Here is a 16,596-nt window from a genome sequence, read left to right on the forward strand (position 1 = left end):
GCGCGCAGGCACCCCCGCAGCTCCCGCAAAGGATGGCTTCCGTGACGTTCAAGGCCGAGTACATCTGGATCGACGGCACCGAGCCGACCGCCAAGCTCCGTTCCAAGACGAAGATCATGGCGGGTTCGCCGGCCGGCGTCGCCGAGCTTCCCGTGTGGGGCTTCGACGGGTCCAGCACGAACCAGGCCGAGGGCCACGCCTCCGACCGCGTCCTGAAGCCGGTGTTCTCCTGCCCGGACCCGATCCGTGGCGGCGAGAACATCCTTGTCCTGTGCGAGGTCTTCGACATCGACGGGACGCCGCACGAGTCCAACACGCGCGCGCTGCTGCGTCCGGTCGCCGAGCGGTTCGCCACGCAGGAGTCGATCTTCGGGATCGAGCAGGAGTACACCTTCTTCGACGGCGACCGCCCGCTCGGCTTCCCCGTGGGCGGCTTCCCGGCCGCGCAGGGCGGCTACTACTGCGGTGTCGGCTCGGACGAGATCTTCGGCCGCGACATCGTCGAGAAGCACCTCGACCACTGCCTGGCCGCGGGCCTTGCCATCTCCGGCATCAACGCCGAAGTCATGCCCGGCCAGTGGGAGTTCCAGGTGGGCCCGGTCGGCCCCCTTGAGGTCTCCGACCAGCTGTGGATCGCGCGCTGGCTGCTGTACCGCACCGCCGAGGACTTCCGTGTGTCGGCGACCCTGGACCCCAAGCCGGTCAAGGGCGACTGGAACGGCGCGGGCGCGCACACCAACTTCTCCACGAAGGCGATGCGTGAAGGCCATCAGGGCTGGTCCGCGATCATCACCGCGTGCGAGGCGCTGGGCGAGGGCTCCAAGCCGCTGGACCACGTCAAGAACTACGGCGCGGGCATCGACGACCGCCTGACCGGCCTGCACGAGACGGCCCCGTGGGACCAGTACAAGTACGGCGTCTCGGACCGCGGCGCCTCGGTACGCATCCCCTGGCAGGTCGAGGTGGACAAGAAGGGCTACATCGAGGACCGCCGTCCCAACGCCAACGTCGACCCGTATGGGGTGACCCGCCTCATCGTCGACACCTGCTGCACCGGCCTGGAGAAGGCCGGCCAGGTCTGAGCCGTCCTCGCCGACGGCCGGATCCGCGCCGTCGCCCGTGCTCGACAGGGCGCCCCCGCCATGGCGGTGGGCGCCCTTCGACGTGGTCGCGGACCCGCCCGCGTGCCCGGCCCCATGGGGGCCGATTCAGGTCACGCCGTGGCAGGCATACGTATCGACCGGTGGGAGGGGACTGCTGCCGGAGGCGGGGTGTCTGGTTGAATGGGCGCATGTCCAGCATCCAGAACTCCGTGACAGGTCACAGCGACCTCGAACCGTTCTGGCCCTCCCGCCAGGACCACGATTTCGACCGGGTGTGTTGCCGCGCGACGAACGCGCCGGCCCTCTAACGCCTCGATCCACTCCAGGCCTTCGGCCCGCGCGCACCGCACGTACGTCCCTGCCGACGACACTCTCCGCGCGAAAGAGCTGACCCCTCATGGCGAACACCCACACCCTCCCGACCCCCGCCGCCCCCTCACCGGCCCCGGGCCGCCACCGCCTGCGGGCCGTGGCCGGCGACGAGACGGCACGCCCGGCCGCCCCCGGCACCCCCGGCCAGATCCTCAACTTCCTTCCTCCGGGCGCCACTTGGCTGCCCGCACCGCAGCACACCCTGCCCGCGCTGCCGGGCCGCCCGCCGATGGTCGGCTACCTCGTGCTGGTCCCGGCCGGCCAGCAGCCCGCGCCGCCCGCCACGCCGCCCGCCCCGGCGCCCGGGCCGCGGCTCCCCGAGCCGTCGGCGGTGGCCGCTCCGGCGGACCAGGACGCCCGCGTACGGATCGACACCGCACGCCGCACCGCCGAGGTGGACGGCGTCCAACTCGACCTCACCTACCTGGAGTTCGAGCTGCTGGCCCACCTCGTGGCGCATCCGCACCGGGTGCACACCCGCGACCAGCTGGTGAGCACCGTGTGGGGGTACGGGCACGCCGGTGACGGCCGCACCGTGGACGTCCATGTGGCACGGCTGCGGCGCAAGCTGGGCGCCGACCACCGCGGCGCCATCCAGACCGTGCGGCGCGTGGGCTACAAGTACACGCCCTGATCCTGATCCCCCCGGTCATGAACCCGGGCGGCACCCCGCGCCGGCCGCCGGGCGCGGGGTGTCGTCAGGTACACCCCCCGCCGGGGGGACGAGCCCCGTGACCGGGCGTCCGCGGCTGCGCCACACTGGTGACCGGCTCGAACGGCACGAGGGAGACGGGGACACGATGGACACGGCGGTCAGAGCACGCGAGGGACTGACGGCGGGGGCGCGGGGCCTCGCGGTGGCACTGGCCGCGTGGACCGGCTCGATCATCCTGTTCACCCTTTCCGTCATCTCCCTCGCCTTCATTCCGCTCGGCATCGGGGTGTTCACCACGCCGGTCGTCATCGGCAAGGTGCGCGCGCACGCCGACACCCGGCGCAGACTGGCGAAGGAGTGGAGCGGGGTGCGGATCGGCTCCGCCTACCACCGGGTCCCCGACCGCCCGGGCCTCGTGGGAGCGGGCGAACGGATCACCGTGATCCTGCGCGACCCGGCGACCTGGCACGATCTGCGCTGGCTGCTCGTGGACATGACCGCGGGCGCCCTGCTCGCGATCCTCCCGCCGCTGCTGCTCGCCTACGTCGCCTACGGCTGGGTGCTCGTGTTCGGCGTGTGGCGGCCGATGGCCGACGCCGGCGGCGTCTGGTTCCTGTTCATCCACATCACGGGCCGGCAGAGCGCGTACGAGGCCGCGGCGCTCGGCACCGCGCTGTCCGTGCTCGGCCTTTTCGTCAATCCGGCGCTGCTGCGCGCCCACTTCCGTCTCACGAGGAAGCTGCTGGACCCCTCACGGGAGGACGAGTTGAAGCAGCGGGTCGACCGTCTGACCGAGACCCGGCACGACGCCGTGGACACCTCGGCGGCCGAACTGCGCCGCATCGAGCGGGACCTGCACGACGGGGCGCAGGCCCGTCTGGTCGCCATGGGCATGCATCTGAGCACCATCGAGGCGCTGGTGGAGAAGGACCCCGCACAGGCCAAGCAGCTCCTCGCCCTGACCCGGGCGTCCTCCGCCGAGGCCCTGACCGAGCTGCGCGACCTGGTGCGCGGCATCCACCCGCCGGTGCTGGCCGAACGCGGACTGGCGGACGCGACAAGGGCGTTGGCGCTGCGCCTGCCGGTGCCGACCGAGGTGTCGGTGGACCTGCCGGAGCGGAGCCGCGCCGAGGCGCCGGTCGAGGCGGCGGCGTACTTCGCGGTCAGCGAGCTGCTGACCAACGCGGTCAAGCACGCGGCGGCGGTGAGCGTGTGGGTCGACCTGTCGTACGCGAACGGCGCGCTGCGCGTGTCCGTCGGCGACGACGGCAGGGGCGGCGCGCGGATCGGCGCGGGCAGCGGCCTGAGCGGGGTCGAACGGCGCCTCGGTACATTCGACGGCGTCCTCGCCGTCAGCAGCCCCGCGGGCGGTCCGACCCTGGTGACCATGGAGATCCCTTGCGTGTTGTCCTAGCCGAAGACCTGTTCCTGCTCCGTGACGGCCTCGTCAGGATGCTGGAGGCGTTCGGCTTCGAGATCCTGGCCGCCGTCGAGAGCGGGCCCGAGCTCACCCGGGCCTTCGCGGAGCTGGACCCGGACGTGGCGATCGTCGACGTCCGCCTCCCGCCGTCGCACACCGACGAGGGATTGCAGTGCGCGCTGGCCGCCCGCCGCGCCCGGCCCGGCCTTCCGGTCCTCGTCCTGTCCCAGCACGTGGAGCAGCTGTACGCGCGCGAACTCCTCGCGGACGGCACCGGCGGGATCGGCTATCTGCTCAAGGACCGGGTCTTCGACGCGGAACAGTTCATCGACGCGGTACGCCGGGTGGCCGGCGGCGGCACCGCGATGGACCCGCAGGTGATCCAGCAGCTGTTGTCCCGGCGTGAGCGCGACAAGCCGCTGCGCGGGCTCACACCGCGCGAGCTCGACGTCATGGAGCTGGTGGCGCAGGGGCGGTCGAACGCCGCGATAGCCGAGCGTCTTGTGGTCACCGAGCGCGCCATCGCCAAGCACACCTCCAACATCTTCGCCAAACTGGGCCTGCCCGTCTCCGACGACGACAACCGCAGGGTGCTCGCGGTGCTCGCCCACCTCGACCGCGGCTGAGCCGCCGCGCACCGGCGGCCCCCGCCCCCCGCCGGGCTCCGGCCGCCACGGCGGGGCGCGGCGGCCGTTTCGGGTTAGCCTGGCGGCAATGAACCGCATGCTCACGCCCTGGGGCGAGTACGACCTGACCCGATTCCCCGAAGATCCCCGCGACCCGCTGCGGGCCTGGGACGCCGCCGACGACTATCTGCTGCGCCACCTCGCCGGGATCACGGACCTCGGCCTTTCGGGGACCGTCGTCGTCATCGGCGACCGCTGGGGCGCGCTCACGACGGCGCTCGCCGAGCACAAGCCCGTACAGATCAGCGACTCGTTCCTGGCCCAGGAGGCGACCCGGGCCAACCTGACGCGGGCGGGCTTCGCACCGGATTCCGTACGGCTGCTCTCCACCCGGGACGAGGTGCCCGAGCGGGTCGACGTGCTGCTGGTGCGGGTGCCCAAGAGCCTCGGTCTCCTGGAGGACCAGCTGCACCGGATCGCCCCCGCGGTGCACGCGGGCACGGTCGTGGTCGGCACCGGCATGGTCAAGGAGATCCACACCTCCACGCTGGCCCTGTTCGAGCGGATCCTGGGCCCGACGAAGACCTCGCTGGCCGAGAAGAAGGCCCGCCTGATCTTCACCACCCCGGATCCGGAGCTCGTCAGGCCCCGCAATCCGTGGCCGTTGACGTACTCGCTCGAACTGGGCATCGGCCCGGCGTCCGGGCTCGCCACCACCAATCACGCCGGGGTGTTCTGCGCCGACCGCCTCGACATCGGCACCCGCTTCCTGCTCCAGCACCTGCCCGAGCGCACCGGCCCCGACCACGTGGTGGACCTGGGCTGCGGCAACGGCATCGTGGGGACGGCGGCGGCGCTCGCCAACCCCGAGGCGCACATCACCTTCGCCGACGAGTCACATCCGGCGATGGCGTCGGCCGAGGCCACGTTCCGGATGTGCGCGGGGCCTTTGCGGCGGGCCGACTTCCACCTCGGCGACGGCCTTGCCGCGTTCCCGCCGGGCACGGCCGACCTGGTCCTGAACAACCCGCCGTTCCACACCCACCAGACGACGACGGACCGCACGTCCTCCCGCATGTTCGCGGACGCCCGCACCGCGCTGCGCGACGGCGGCGAGCTGTGGGTCGTCGGCAACCGGCACCTCGGCTACCACGAGAAGCTGCGCCGCATGTTCGGCTCGTGCGAACTGGTGGCGTCGGACCCGAAGTTCGTGGTGCTGCGCGCGGTGAAGCAGGCTCGATAGCGCCGCCGCGGCGCCGGGGCCCGGGTACGCAGGACGTACCCGGGCCCCGGCGTCTTCGCGCGTCAACTCCCCCGTTCCTCCTGAGCCGTTGAACGCCCCACCCTTCCCATCCGTATGGAACTGCGCGCTTCGAGCGAAGGAGTTCCATGGGACGCATCGCACGCTCATCCCGAAAACGGCCGGCCCTCCCGCGCCGGATGATGCTGGCCGCGGCCGCCCTCGTCCTGGGCGGCGGCGGGCTGGCCGCGGTCAATGTCTACGCATCGGCCAGTGAAGGCGGTCCGCCGGGTTCCGGCGGGTCCGGGCACGACATGGCACAGATGCGGATGGTGTCGACCATCGACTGTCCCGATGTGGGCAACTCCCTGACCACCGTGCCCGATCCGGCGCGACCACGGGTCGACCGGCAGCTCGCCGACCTCGATACGCAGATCACCGACGCGTACACGAAGTTCGCGGACAACAAGGACCGCATCCAGCGCGACGCACGGCTCGCGGACACCATGGTGCTGGCCCCGCTCAAGAAGCAGCGGACCGATTCCATCGGGCGGATCGCGGACGCCACCGGCCGGCCGGACCTCAAGAACCGGGGGCTCGCGACCTGCACGATGCGGGCGGCCGACGCCCCGCCGGCCGGCGGCCAGGACGGCCAGGGCGGGCAGGACGGCCAGGGCAACGGGCAAGGCGACGGCCAGGTCGACGGGCAGGGCAACGGGCAGGCCGTCGACGCCGCTCGTTCCGCATCCGGGCCCGACCGCCGCGACTTCGTCGACATCCGCTCCGTACGGCCCGACGCCGCCGCCCCCGCGCCCCGGCGCGGCGCCTCCACCGGCACCTTCACCAGCGACTGCGGGCGCAACCAGAACGGCAAACGCAACCCCGACAACGTCATCGTCGCGCCCGGCGTCAGCAACGGCGCCCACCACATGCACGACTACGTCGGCAACCAGGCGACCGACGCCTTCTCCAGCGACGCCGACCTCGCAAGGGGCGCGACCAGTTGCCGCAATCAGGGCGACAAATCGACCTACTACTGGCCGGTCGTGCGGGTCCTGAACAACGGGAACGACACCGACGCGCAGGCCGACGGCGGCGGCAAGGACAGGAACGTCGGAAAGATCCAGACCCCGGTCCAGGCGACGATCACCTACGTCGGGTCACCGGTGAGCAAGGTCACCGCGATGCCGCGGTTCCTGCGGATCATCACGGGTGACGCCAAGGCGTTCACCAACGGCAACGCCAATGCCAACGCCTCCTGGAGCTGCACCGGATTCGAGAACCGCCAGCTCAAGGACAAGTACCCGCTCTGTCCGCAGGGCAGCAAGGTGGTGCGGACCTTCAAGTTCCAGAACTGCTGGGACGGGCGGAACACCGACAGCGCCAACCACCGCACCCATGTCGCCTTCGCCGACAAGCGGGGCGCCTGCCCCGCCGGGTTCAAGGCCATCCCCCAGCTCGTGCAGCGCATCGTCTACGACGTACCGGCCAGGGCCGGCGCCTTCGCCGTGGACTCGTTCCCCGAGCAACTCCACAAGCCGGTCACCGATCACGGTGACTTCATCGACGTCTTCAGCGATCAGCTGATGGGGAAGGCGGTGAACTGCATCAACACGGGGCGCTCCTGCGCCTGACTTCCCCGCGCACGAGCGCGAAGAGGCACCTGCCGCCGCGCGGCCGGTCCCGGTCAGTGTCCGGAATGCATGGTCCCGGTCTCGACACTGCCACCGAGCCGGCCGCGCAGTGCCGCGACCACCGGCTGCGTGCCGACCGCGACCCACTTGCGGCCGACCAGGTAGACGCCGCCGTAGTCCTCCGCCTCATTGATCCACTCGCGCTGGCCGCGGTCGGTGGCGAACGTGGCGAGCACATAACGGCCGTCCGCCGTCGTGCAGTTGGCCTGCCGCAGCTCCGTCGAATCCGTCGAGACGACGGGCGTGCAGGACGCCCGCGCGGCGAGCTGTTCGAGAGTGCCGCTCGCGGTCACCGGCGTGTTTGGCGACGACGTACCGCAGCCGGTCATGACGGCGGCCACCACCACCCCGAGGACCACACGTGCATCGTTTCGCATCCCCCCATCCTGCCTCCAACTGCCTTAAAAGCAAGGGGAGTTGGCCATTCACGCAAGGCCAACGCGCGAGCCGTCCCCCTATGCCCGATCATGGGCGCATGCGTGTACCTCTCCTCGCCCCCGCCTATGTGGGCGGCGTGCAGCTCATCGCCCTGGGCACCCGGCGACTGCTCGGCGCCCGGGCCCGCCAGGACCTGCTGCGTGCCTGCTCGACCAATGTCGACAACCTCGCCGCCGGGCGCTGCGGGACGCTTGCCACCAGCGCGCTGCTCGTCGAGGAGCCCATGGAGCTGCCCTACGCGCTGCTCCTGCTCGCCGTGCTCGGCCACGCGGAGTACGCGTACGGGGCCTGGCGGGCGGCCGGGGTGTTCCTGCTCGGCCACGTCGGGGCGAGCCTCCTGGTGTACGGCGCCCTGCGCGCGGGCCGGCCCTCCCCCGCGATCCGCTCCGCCGTGGACGTGGGCCCCAGCTACGGCTTCTACGCGGTCCTGGGAGCGCTGACCTCGACGCTGCCGCCCGGCCTGCCGCGCCGCTGCGCGCGGATCGCGCTGCTCGCGCTCGTCGCGAAACCCCTGCTGCGGCCCGGCCGCACCTTCACGGACGCGGGACATGCCACGGCCCTGGGGCTCGGTCTCGGGGTGGCGACGGCCGTGGACTACCGTTCGGTTCGAAACCGGTAGATTTCACCTGCTCAGAAGCCGCCCGCACATGATCGCGATCCCCGCCACCACCGTCGCCAACCTGCGCGACCTCGGCTCCACCCCGCTCTCCGGTGGCCGCACGGTCCGCACGGGCCTGGTCTTCCGCGCCGGCCAGCTGGACCGCATGGACGCGGTCGCCGACCCGGCGGTCGCCGCGCTCGGACTGCGCACCGTCCTGGACCTGCGCACCGCCGCCGAGCGCGCCGACCACCCGGACCGGGTGCCGGCCGGGACCCGGCTCCTGATCGCCGACGCGCTGGCGGACAAGATGTCGGCGACCGGCGCACCCGCCGCCGCCCAGCTCAAGCACATCCTGGCCGACCCGGTCGTCGCCGAGGAGCACCTGGGCGGCGGCAGGGCACAGGCGCTGTTCGCCGACACCTACCGCTCGCTGGTCTCCTCCGGCTCGGCCCGCGCCGCCTACCGCACGCTCCTCACCGAGCTGGCCGCCGACGACGCGGGCCCGCTGCTGTTCCACTGCACGGCGGGCAAGGACCGCACGGGCTGGGGGGCGACGGTGATTCTGGCGCTGCTCGGCGCGGACGAGGCGACCGTCGAGCGGGAGTACCTGTCGGTGAACCCGGCGGTGCGCCAGGCCTTCGCCCCGCTCATCGAGGGCTTCGTGACGCAGGGCGGCGACCCCGAGATCGCGCTCGCCATCATCGGTGTGGTGCCGGAGTACCTGGCGGCGGCCCTGGACGAGGTCGCCACCGCGTACGGCTCGATGGAGAACTACGTCCGCGAGGGACTTGGAGTGCCGGACGAGGCGGTCGCCCGGCTGCGCGAACGACTCATCGCGTGATCACCTCCCCCGGGCGTCAACTCGCCCGGGGGTGCGGGCGGTTGGGCACGGGGTGACCATCTCCACATTCGCTCGTTTTGCTGAACGTGGCCCCAGAGCAGGACATCCTCAACCCACCCGCACCCTCCGTCGGCGTCGAGCAGGCCGAGGCCGCGCTCGTCGAGCACTATCCGCGACTGGTGCGGCTCGCCTATCTCGTACTGCCGCCGTCCCTCGGGCGCAACCGCCGGGTGGTGACCGCGCACGCGATCGTGCAGCGCTCGCTGCCGCGCGGCCGCGGCGGCCCCGCCGACGGCCTCGGCGAGGGTCTGATCCCGGCGGCACGGCGCGCCGAGGCAGGCGGCGATCCGGGGTATGTGTACGTGCGGCGGCGCGTGGTGCGCCAGGCATTGGAAGCCGGGCTTCCGTTGCGGCGCAGGGCCTGGCCCAAGCGCGCCCAGTTCCCGCCGCTGCTGCCCCAGGTGTGGGGCCTGCGGTTGTTCCCTCGTTCGGGCGGCGCCGATGAACTCGCCCTCGACCAGCGCCTGTCCGCTTTGTCAGGGCCCGCGCGCGCGGCCTACGTCCTGCGCGGTCTCGATCGTCTCGGCGACGAGGCGGTGGCCGCCGAGCTGACCGCGGCGGGGGCGAGCGGGGTGCGCCAGGCGCTGGCCGACGCGGACGGTGTGGAATCGCAGCCCGGGCTGCTCGCGTCCGCCGAGTTCGACCCCTGCTCCCTCCAGGCGAGGCCCACCGATCTGATGCGGCGCCGCCAGCACGGCCGGGCCGCGCTCGCCGCCGTCGCCGCCCTTGCGGTGTGCGGGGCGCTGATCGGTCTGCCGGGCGACGACTGGGGGCCCGACGGCGCCGCCGCGCCGGCCTACGCGCAGAACCCGGCGGCCCGCGCCGCGCTCGACCCCGGGCATCTGCTGCGGGTCGAGCCCACGGCCTGGACGACCGCGACACGTACGGACTTCTCGGTGTGGCCCGCCCGCGGTGGGCTCACCGGCGACGCGGCGCTGCTGCGGCGGGCGCTCGCGGTGTGGGCGCGGCCGGGCGAGTCGGTCCAGGTGTCGGCGACGCCCGGCACCCCGTCGGGCCCTCCGATGGGCGCGCCCCAGCTCTTGTTCGCGGGCGATGTGGACCGGGCCAGGGTGGTGCTGTTCTACGACGGTCTGCGGGTGGCCCGCTATGCCGAGCCGTTGCAGGGCTCGGCGGGGGCCGCGCTCGACTTCGCGCGGGTCGACGCCGCCGACGCCGCGTCCGCGAGCGCGCTCGTGGTGGGCAGGACCGACGGCAATGTGCGCTATCTGACCGCGCCCTGGGTGCGCGAGGCATCCGTACGCGATCTGCTCACGCCGGACGCGTCGGCGCGGCCGCTGCACCGGGACGGGAACGGGGTGACCGATCCGGTCGTCTCGCCCTCGATGGCCCGCCAGTGCACGTCCTGGGAGGCCTTTGAGTTCCGTGACGACAGCGGGGTGCGGCTCGTCACCGACCTCGGGGAGCTCGCTCCGGCCCGCCTGACGTGGGGGCCGCCGGCCGGTGCCCACGACGTCGGCGACCGGGCGGCGCGTGAGGGCTGGGCACGGACCGCCTGTCTGCTGCCCACCGTGCGCTCGCACGGGGTGCGTTCCGTGAACGACTGGCAGTTCGCCCAGCAGGCGATGCCCGAGAACAACGGCACCGCCGGCTGGATCTGCACCAGGGCCGAGACGTGGCGGGGGGCGGGCAGCCGGGTGTTCGCCCAGTTCCAGGCGCCGTCCACGCGGCTCGCGCCGGGTGCGATCGCGGCCCGCGCCGAGAACTCGGCGGCGTGCGGCGTGCGCGAGGCACGGGTGCTCGCCGGGGTGCTGTGGAAGTCGCGCGGCGGTACCTGGTTCGTGCTCGCGGCGGGCAGTGAGCAGGTCACGTCGGTGACGCTGTCGGGCGGGATGACCGGGAGCGAGCGGGGCAACCTGCTGGCCGTGCGGGCGAAGGAGGGGGCGCGCGCCGAGCTCAACGGGCGGCTCGCCGACGGGAGTCCGATCGCCACGCTGCGCTGAGCCCAGGGGGTGTCTGGTGGATCAGGGTCGGTCAGGGTGCGACGCCTGGTGCGGTGCATCGCAAGGCGCCGGAACGTCGTGATAGCGGAGCTATCGGGGCGTTTCGGCAACGCCGCGAGGTGCCGTGCCAGGCGCCGCACCCCCGGCCATGATCCACCAGACACCCCCTAGGCCCAAGAATCCGGCGCGAACCCCTGTCGCTGCGGCGTACCCGTCAGTACATTGACGCCATGTCTAATACGCCGCAGCCCGCTCCGGTCGCGGAGGAGCGCATCGAGCTCAAGCCCCGGAACGTCTCGTTCGCGTGGGAGAAGACCCCCCTGCACTGGATACCCGGCGACCCGTTCGCCGGCCACACCATCAATGTGCTGCATCTGCTGCTGCCGGCCGGCGAGCGCTGGTTCGTGCACGTCTACAAGCAGGTCCTGCCGTACATCACGGACGACCGGCTGCGTGCGGATGTCATCGGGTTCATCGGCCAGGAGGCGATGCACTCCGCCGCCCACGACGACGTACTCCCCCATCTGAAGAAGCTCGGCCTCGACCCGACGCCCTACACCGCGCAGGTCGACTGGCTCTTCGAGAAACTGCTCGGGGACCGCACGCTGCCGCCGGGGCGGGCCCGGACCTGGTGGCTGATGGAGCGGGTCGCCACGATAGCGGCGATCGAGCACTACACCGCCTTCCTCGGCAACTGGATCCTCAACGCCGAGACCCTGGACGAGCGCGGCGCCGACCCGGTGATGCTGGATCTGCTGCGCTGGCACGGCGCCGAGGAGGTCGAGCACCGCTCGGTGGCCTTCGAGCTGTTCATGCACGTCGACGGCGGCTACCGGCGCCGGGTGCGCACCTGGGCCACCGGCTTCGCGGCGCTCGCCTTCCTGTGGCAGCGCGGGGCCCGTTTCTTCATGGCGAACGACCCGGCCCCCGAGGTCGGCAGGGCGAGCTTCAAGGAGTTCTACCGGGCGGGCAGGAACGGGATGCTGCCCTCGACCCCCTCCATGCTGAAGTCCATCCCGCGCTATCTGAGCCGCTCCTACCATCCCTCGCAGGAGGGCAGCACGGCCCAGGCCGTGGCCTATCTCGCCACCTCGCCCGGCGCCAACGGGGGCCACTGAGATGCGCCGTGCCACCACCCTCGTACTGGCCGCGGGGACCGCGCTGTTGGCCCGCAGGGCGCTGCGCCGTCGTATCGGGGCCTCCCCGCTGTGGCCGATGCCCGCACTCGAAGAGCCCATATCGGGGCGCGGCACCCGGCGCTCCACCGTCGCCCTGGAGCTGACGGTCACCGCGCGCACCGAGCCGGCACACGGCGTCGTACGGCTGCGTCTTGAGGCCCGGGACGGGACCGAGCTGCCCGCCTGGGAGCCCGGCGCCCACCTCGACCTGGTGCTGCCCTCGGGTCTCGTACGGCAGTACTCGCTGTGCGGCGATCCCGGCGACCGCGCCGCGTACACCGTCGCCACCCGTCTCATCGAGGACGGCAGGGGCGGTTCACGCGAGGTGCACGAGCGGCTTCAGGAGGGGAGCGAGCTGCGCGTGCGCGGGCCGCGCAACCGCTTCCCGCTGGTGACGGCCGCCTCCTACGTGTTCGTCGCGGGCGGCATCGGGATCACGCCGCTGCTGCCCATGGTGCGGGCCGCCGAGGCGGCGGGCGTCCCGTGGCGGCTGCTGTACGGCGGGCGTTCGCGGGCCACCATGCCCTTCCTCGACGAGGTCGAGCGGTTCGGCGCGCGGGTCACCGTGGTCCCCGAGGACGAGTCAGGACTGCCCGACCTCGCCGCCTACATGGCCAACTCCCCTGCGGACGCCGCCGTTTACTGCTGCGGCCCCGATCCGCTGATGGACGCGGTCAGCGCGGCGCTCGGCCCCGGCCGCCCACCGCACCTGGAGCGGTTCGCGCCCGGCGCGGCCCCGGCGGGCACCGGGTTCGAGGTGGAGCTGCGCCGCTCGGGGCGCACCCTCGACGTGCCGGCGGACGAATCGCTGCTCTCCGTGCTGCGCGCCCAGGTGCCGGGCATCTCCTACTCGTGCGAGCAGGGATTCTGCGGAACCTGCCAACTGCGGGTCCTGGACGGCGAGATCGACCACCGCGACGAGCTCCTGACGGACGCGGAACGCGACGGTTCGATGCTGATCTGTGTATCGCGGTGCCTCGGCGAGAAGCTGGTGCTCGACCTGTAAGGCGGTGGTTGCCGGGGCAGCCCGGACCCCGCGGGCCCGGCCTGCCCCGGCGGGCGCGCCCTGGGTACTCTGTTCGCATGACGACCGGGGTACGGCGCCGGATGGGCGTCGACGAGCGCAGGCAGCAGTTGATCGGGGTCGCCCTCGATCTGTTCAGCCAGCGCTCGCCCGACGACGTGTCCATCGACGAGATAGCGGCGGCCGCGGGGATCTCACGGCCGCTGGTGTACCACTACTTCCCCGGCAAGCAGAGCCTGTACGAGGCGGCGCTGCGCCGCGCGGCGGACGAGCTCGCCGGGCGCTTCATGGAGCCGCACGAGGGCCCGCTCGGCGCCCGGCTGCTGCGGGTGATGGGCCGGTTCTTCGACTTCGTCGACGACCACGGGCCCGGTTTCTCCGCGCTGATGCGAGGCGGCCCTGCGGTCTCCGTGGGCGGATCCTGCTCGGACGCGGTGTCCACCGCGCACGCCATGATCGACGAGGTGCGCAACGCCGCCCACCTCCAGATCCTGGCGCACCTGGGCGTCCAACGGCCGCCCGCGCGGCTTGAGTTGGTCGTACGGTCGTGGGTGTCGCTCGCCGAGTCGACGGCGCTGATCTGGCTGGACGGGCGGCGGATTCCGCGCGGCGAGCTGGAGTTGCAGCTGGTGCACGACTTCGCGGCGCTGGCCGCGGTGAGCGCCGCCTACGACGAGGAGATGGCCGCGATCATGCTGCGGATGCTCGCGGACGAGCCCGCCGACGGCCCGTTCGGCGAGCTGATGGAGCGCCTGACCGCCCTGCTTGCGCCGGTCCCCGCGCCCCGCGTCGGCTGAGCACTGCGGCATGATCGTCCCCATGACGCCCGAACTCGCGCTCGATCTGGCCGACGCCTGCGATCTGCCCGCGCTGACCTCGCTGTACGACGGCGCCGCGCGCTGGATGCTGGAGCACGGCATCGACCAATGGCAGCCCGGCGGCAAGGACGCCGAGCACTTCAGGCTGCGCATGGCGCAGGGCGAGGTGTGGCTGGCCCGCACCGGATCCGTCGTCGTCGGCGCGTACGAACTGTGGTGGCAGGACGAGCCGGCCTGGGGCGAGCAGCCGCCGGTGGCCGGCTATGTGCACCGCCTGATGGTGGACCGCGCGGCCGCGCCGCGCGGCGCCGGCAAGGCCCTGCTCGGCCACGCCGAGCGGCGCATCGCCGAGACCGGCCGCACCCTGTGCCGCCTGGACTGCCGCTCGGACAACGCGGCTCTGGTCCGCTACTACGAGGGCCGGGGGTACGCGGTGGTCGGCGAGCAGCCGGCGAAGACGGACGGCGGGGGCAGCCCGTACGCGGTCACGCTGATGGAGAAGGCCCTCGGGCCGAGCCGCCCCTGAGGGCGAGCGCGAGACCGTCGTCCAGGCCGGTGGCCACCCCCCGGCCGAACGCCGATGCGTACGCCCCGTCGCCGAGCGCCGCGCGGGCCCGGCGCTCGCACCGCTCGCGCACCGCGGCCAGTTCGGGCGCGCCCATCTGCTCCTTGCCGACCGTGCGCCAGCACTCCCGGCCGATGCCGAGCAGCAGGGCGCCGTCCTCTGCGTCACCCTGCGAGGCGACCGCGCAGGCCAGCATGTCGAGGCCCATGGCGAGCCCGAAGCTGTCCCGCAGGAGCCGTTTGCCGGCGAGCATGGCGCGGGCGTGGGCCGCGGCCTCGGCGGGCCGGTCCAGCGCGAGGGCGCCGGCGGCCAGCATGTAGTCGGCGTACGCGCGCATCCAGCGTTCTCCGCGCGCGGCGCACTCGTCGCGCAGCCGGACGGCCTCGTCGGACGCCTCGGCGTAGCGGCTCAGGTTGTTGAGGGCGAAGATCCGGGCGAGCGCGCACAGGGCGCGGCCCGGCGAGAAGCCGGTGTCCTGGGCGAGGGCCGGGTCCAGGATGGCGAGCGCCCGCTCGGGATCGCCCGGCATCAGGACGCTGCCGCCGTACAAGTAGGCGGCCCGCAGCCGCTGTTCGGGGTCGCGGGCGGCGCGGGCGCTCTCCTCGCCGAGCCGGTGCGCGATGACGAAGTCGCCCTGGAGGAAGGCGCACATGCCGAGCGCCCAGACGGCCGCCGCGCGGTGCGGGCCGGGTCCCGGGCAGCCGTCGAGGGCGCGTTGGAGGTAGCCGCGGCCCTCGCGCAGCCGCCCGCAGCAGACCCAGACGAACCAGAGGGTGGCCGCCATGTCGAGGGCCGACTCGGGGTCGGTGGCCAGGAGGTGTTCGAGCGCGGTGCGCAGATCGGCGTGCTCGGCCTCCAGGCGTACGTACCAGTCGAGCTGGCCGGGGCCCATCCAGGCGGCGTCGGCCTCGTGGGCGATGCGGCTGAAGCGGCGGGCGTGCCGGTCGGCGACGTCGGGGGCCTCGCCGAGTTCGTCGAGCCAGCGCAGTCCGAATTCGCGGATGGTGTCCAGCATGCGGTGGCCGAGCCGGCCGGAGGGCTCCAGACGGGTGCGGACCACCGACTTGTCGACGAGCCCGGCGAGGACCTGTTCGACGGCGCACGCGGGCAGCGGGCCGCCTCCCGCGATGTCCTGGGCGGCGGCGAGGTCGAAGCCGCCGGCGAACACGGAGAGCCGGGCCCACAGCAGCCGCTCAAGGGGTTCGCACAGCTCGTGGCTCCAGCCGATGGCGGTGCGCATGGTCCGGTGGCGGGGCAGCGACGCGACACCGGCGTCGGCCAGCACGTCGAAGCGGGAGCCGAGCCGGACGGCGAGCTGTTCGACGGACCACATCTTCAGGCGCGCGCCCGCGAGTTCGATGGCCAGCGGAATGCCGTCGAGTCGGTGGCAGACCTCGGCCGCCGCCGCGGCGCGGGCCGGGTCGTCGAGGTCGAGGTGGGGCACGGCCTCGGTGGCACGCGCCTTGAACAGGGTCAGCGCCTCGCCCGTGACGGGCAGCGGTTCCAGGGGGAAGACGCGTTCTTGCGGCCGGCCGAGGGCCTGGCGACTGGTGGCGAGCACGGTGAGCCCCGGTGAGGCCTGGAGGAGTTCGCCGATGAGGTGGCCGCAGGCGCTGATCAGGTGTTCGCAGGTGTCGAGCACCAGGAGCGCGTGTTTGTCGGCGAGCCGGCCGCACAGCGCTTCACAGGCGGTGCGCAGGCTCTGGTCGGTGACGTCGAAGGCGTCGGCGACGGTGGCGGCGAGCAGGTCGCGGTCCCGCAGCGGCGACAGTTCCACCCACCACACGCCATCGGGGTAGCGGTGCTCGGTCTGCCGGGCGGCCCGCAGGGCGACCCGGGACTTCCCGACGCCGCCGGGTCCCGTGACGGTGACCAGCCGATGCCGTTCGAGGAGGCCGCCCAGACCGGCCAGTTCGCCCGACCGCCCGATGAAACTCGTGCTCTCCGCAGGAAGATTCCCCACCACGGGCACAGTCTGGACCACAGTGTGGCCCGTGACG

Annotated in this window: 15 protein-coding genes; 13 read left to right on the plus strand and 2 right to left on the minus strand. The window is 72.9% G+C overall.

Translation table 11 applies throughout. The annotated features are described in order from the left end of the window. The first annotated feature begins 41 nt into the window (after nucleotides 1-41). From glnII to ACGFW5_RS18970, 6 genes are all read left to right on the plus strand, one after another. Nucleotides 42-1,082 carry a glutamine synthetase gene (gene glnII / locus ACGFW5_RS18945; protein ID WP_393835382.1) on the plus strand — a complete coding sequence of 347 codons (1,041 nt, stop codon included), beginning with the start codon at nucleotides 42-44 and terminating at the stop codon, nucleotides 1,080-1,082. A gap of 418 nt (nucleotides 1,083-1,500) precedes the next feature. Further along, the gene (locus tag ACGFW5_RS18950) at nucleotides 1,501-2,109 is read left to right on the plus strand and encodes a winged helix-turn-helix domain-containing protein (RefSeq protein WP_393835383.1); all 609 of its coding nucleotides are present in this window, start codon (nucleotides 1,501-1,503) and stop codon (nucleotides 2,107-2,109) included. Between the two features lie 166 nt (nucleotides 2,110-2,275). Further along, complete coding sequence (locus ACGFW5_RS18955; protein WP_393835425.1) at nucleotides 2,276-3,544, plus strand: sensor histidine kinase; 1,269 nt, start codon at nucleotides 2,276-2,278, stop codon at nucleotides 3,542-3,544. Continuing rightward, nucleotides 3,529-4,176 (plus strand): LuxR C-terminal-related transcriptional regulator, encoded by a 648-nt coding sequence (locus ACGFW5_RS18960; protein WP_393835384.1) that lies wholly within the window; start codon nucleotides 3,529-3,531, stop codon nucleotides 4,174-4,176. Before ACGFW5_RS18955 ends, ACGFW5_RS18960 begins: the two co-directional genes overlap by 16 nt. A gap of 88 nt (nucleotides 4,177-4,264) precedes the next feature. After that, nucleotides 4,265-5,419, plus strand: coding sequence for a methyltransferase (locus ACGFW5_RS18965; protein ID WP_393835385.1), 1,155 nt, complete (start codon nucleotides 4,265-4,267; stop codon nucleotides 5,417-5,419). Nucleotides 5,420-5,565: 146 nt separating this feature from the next. Beyond that, nucleotides 5,566-7,050: a DUF1996 domain-containing protein gene (locus ACGFW5_RS18970; protein ID WP_393835386.1), complete on the plus strand. Its 1,485-nt coding sequence runs from the start codon at nucleotides 5,566-5,568 to the stop codon at nucleotides 7,048-7,050. 53 nt (nucleotides 7,051-7,103) lie between these two features. On the opposite strand, the gene ACGFW5_RS18975 is transcribed toward ACGFW5_RS18970, so the two are convergent. After that, nucleotides 7,104-7,439, minus strand: coding sequence for a hypothetical protein (locus ACGFW5_RS18975; protein WP_393835426.1), 336 nt, complete (start codon nucleotides 7,437-7,439; stop codon nucleotides 7,104-7,106). A 146-nt stretch (nucleotides 7,440-7,585) separates the two neighbouring features. Here ACGFW5_RS18975 and ACGFW5_RS18980 point away from each other — a divergent pair, with 146 nt between their 5' ends. The 7 genes from ACGFW5_RS18980 to ACGFW5_RS19010 all read left to right on the plus strand — a co-directional run bounded on the left by ACGFW5_RS18980 (nucleotide 7,586) and on the right by ACGFW5_RS19010 (nucleotide 14,557). Then, entirely contained in the window at nucleotides 7,586-8,167 is a 582-nt protein-coding gene (locus tag ACGFW5_RS18980; RefSeq protein WP_393835387.1) for a rhomboid-like protein, read from the plus strand. Nucleotides 8,168-8,195: 28 nt separating this feature from the next. Beyond that, nucleotides 8,196-8,990: a tyrosine-protein phosphatase gene (locus ACGFW5_RS18985; protein ID WP_393835388.1), complete on the plus strand. Its 795-nt coding sequence runs from the start codon at nucleotides 8,196-8,198 to the stop codon at nucleotides 8,988-8,990. A 77-nt stretch (nucleotides 8,991-9,067) separates the two neighbouring features. Next, nucleotides 9,068-11,011, plus strand: coding sequence for a hypothetical protein (locus ACGFW5_RS18990; protein ID WP_393835389.1), 1,944 nt, complete (start codon nucleotides 9,068-9,070; stop codon nucleotides 11,009-11,011). A 230-nt stretch (nucleotides 11,012-11,241) separates the two neighbouring features. Then, the gene (locus ACGFW5_RS18995) at nucleotides 11,242-12,129 is read left to right on the plus strand and encodes a metal-dependent hydrolase (RefSeq protein ID WP_393835390.1); all 888 of its coding nucleotides are present in this window, start codon (nucleotides 11,242-11,244) and stop codon (nucleotides 12,127-12,129) included. A gap of 1 nt (nucleotide 12,130) precedes the next feature. Beyond that, nucleotides 12,131-13,195, plus strand: a complete 1,065-nt coding sequence (locus tag ACGFW5_RS19000) for a PDR/VanB family oxidoreductase (protein ID WP_393835391.1) — start codon at nucleotides 12,131-12,133, stop codon at nucleotides 13,193-13,195. Between the two features lie 77 nt (nucleotides 13,196-13,272). After that, nucleotides 13,273-14,010 (plus strand): TetR/AcrR family transcriptional regulator, encoded by a 738-nt coding sequence (locus tag ACGFW5_RS19005; protein WP_393835392.1) that lies wholly within the window; start codon nucleotides 13,273-13,275, stop codon nucleotides 14,008-14,010. Between the two features lie 22 nt (nucleotides 14,011-14,032). Then, on the plus strand, nucleotides 14,033-14,557 hold the full coding sequence (locus ACGFW5_RS19010; RefSeq protein ID WP_393835393.1) for a GNAT family N-acetyltransferase: 525 nt from the start codon (nucleotides 14,033-14,035) through the stop codon (nucleotides 14,555-14,557). Here ACGFW5_RS19010 and ACGFW5_RS19015 read toward each other — a convergent pair. Continuing rightward, complete coding sequence (locus tag ACGFW5_RS19015; RefSeq protein WP_393835394.1) at nucleotides 14,517-16,562, minus strand: ATP-binding protein; 2,046 nt, start codon at nucleotides 16,560-16,562, stop codon at nucleotides 14,517-14,519. The two genes, ACGFW5_RS19010 and ACGFW5_RS19015, sit on opposite strands and share 41 nt — an antisense overlap. Nucleotides 16,563-16,596: the final 34 nt, after the last annotated feature.

It is taken from the genome of Streptomyces sp. NPDC048416, assembly GCF_043200435.1.
Taxonomy (GTDB): domain Bacteria; phylum Actinomycetota; class Actinomycetes; order Streptomycetales; family Streptomycetaceae; genus Streptomyces.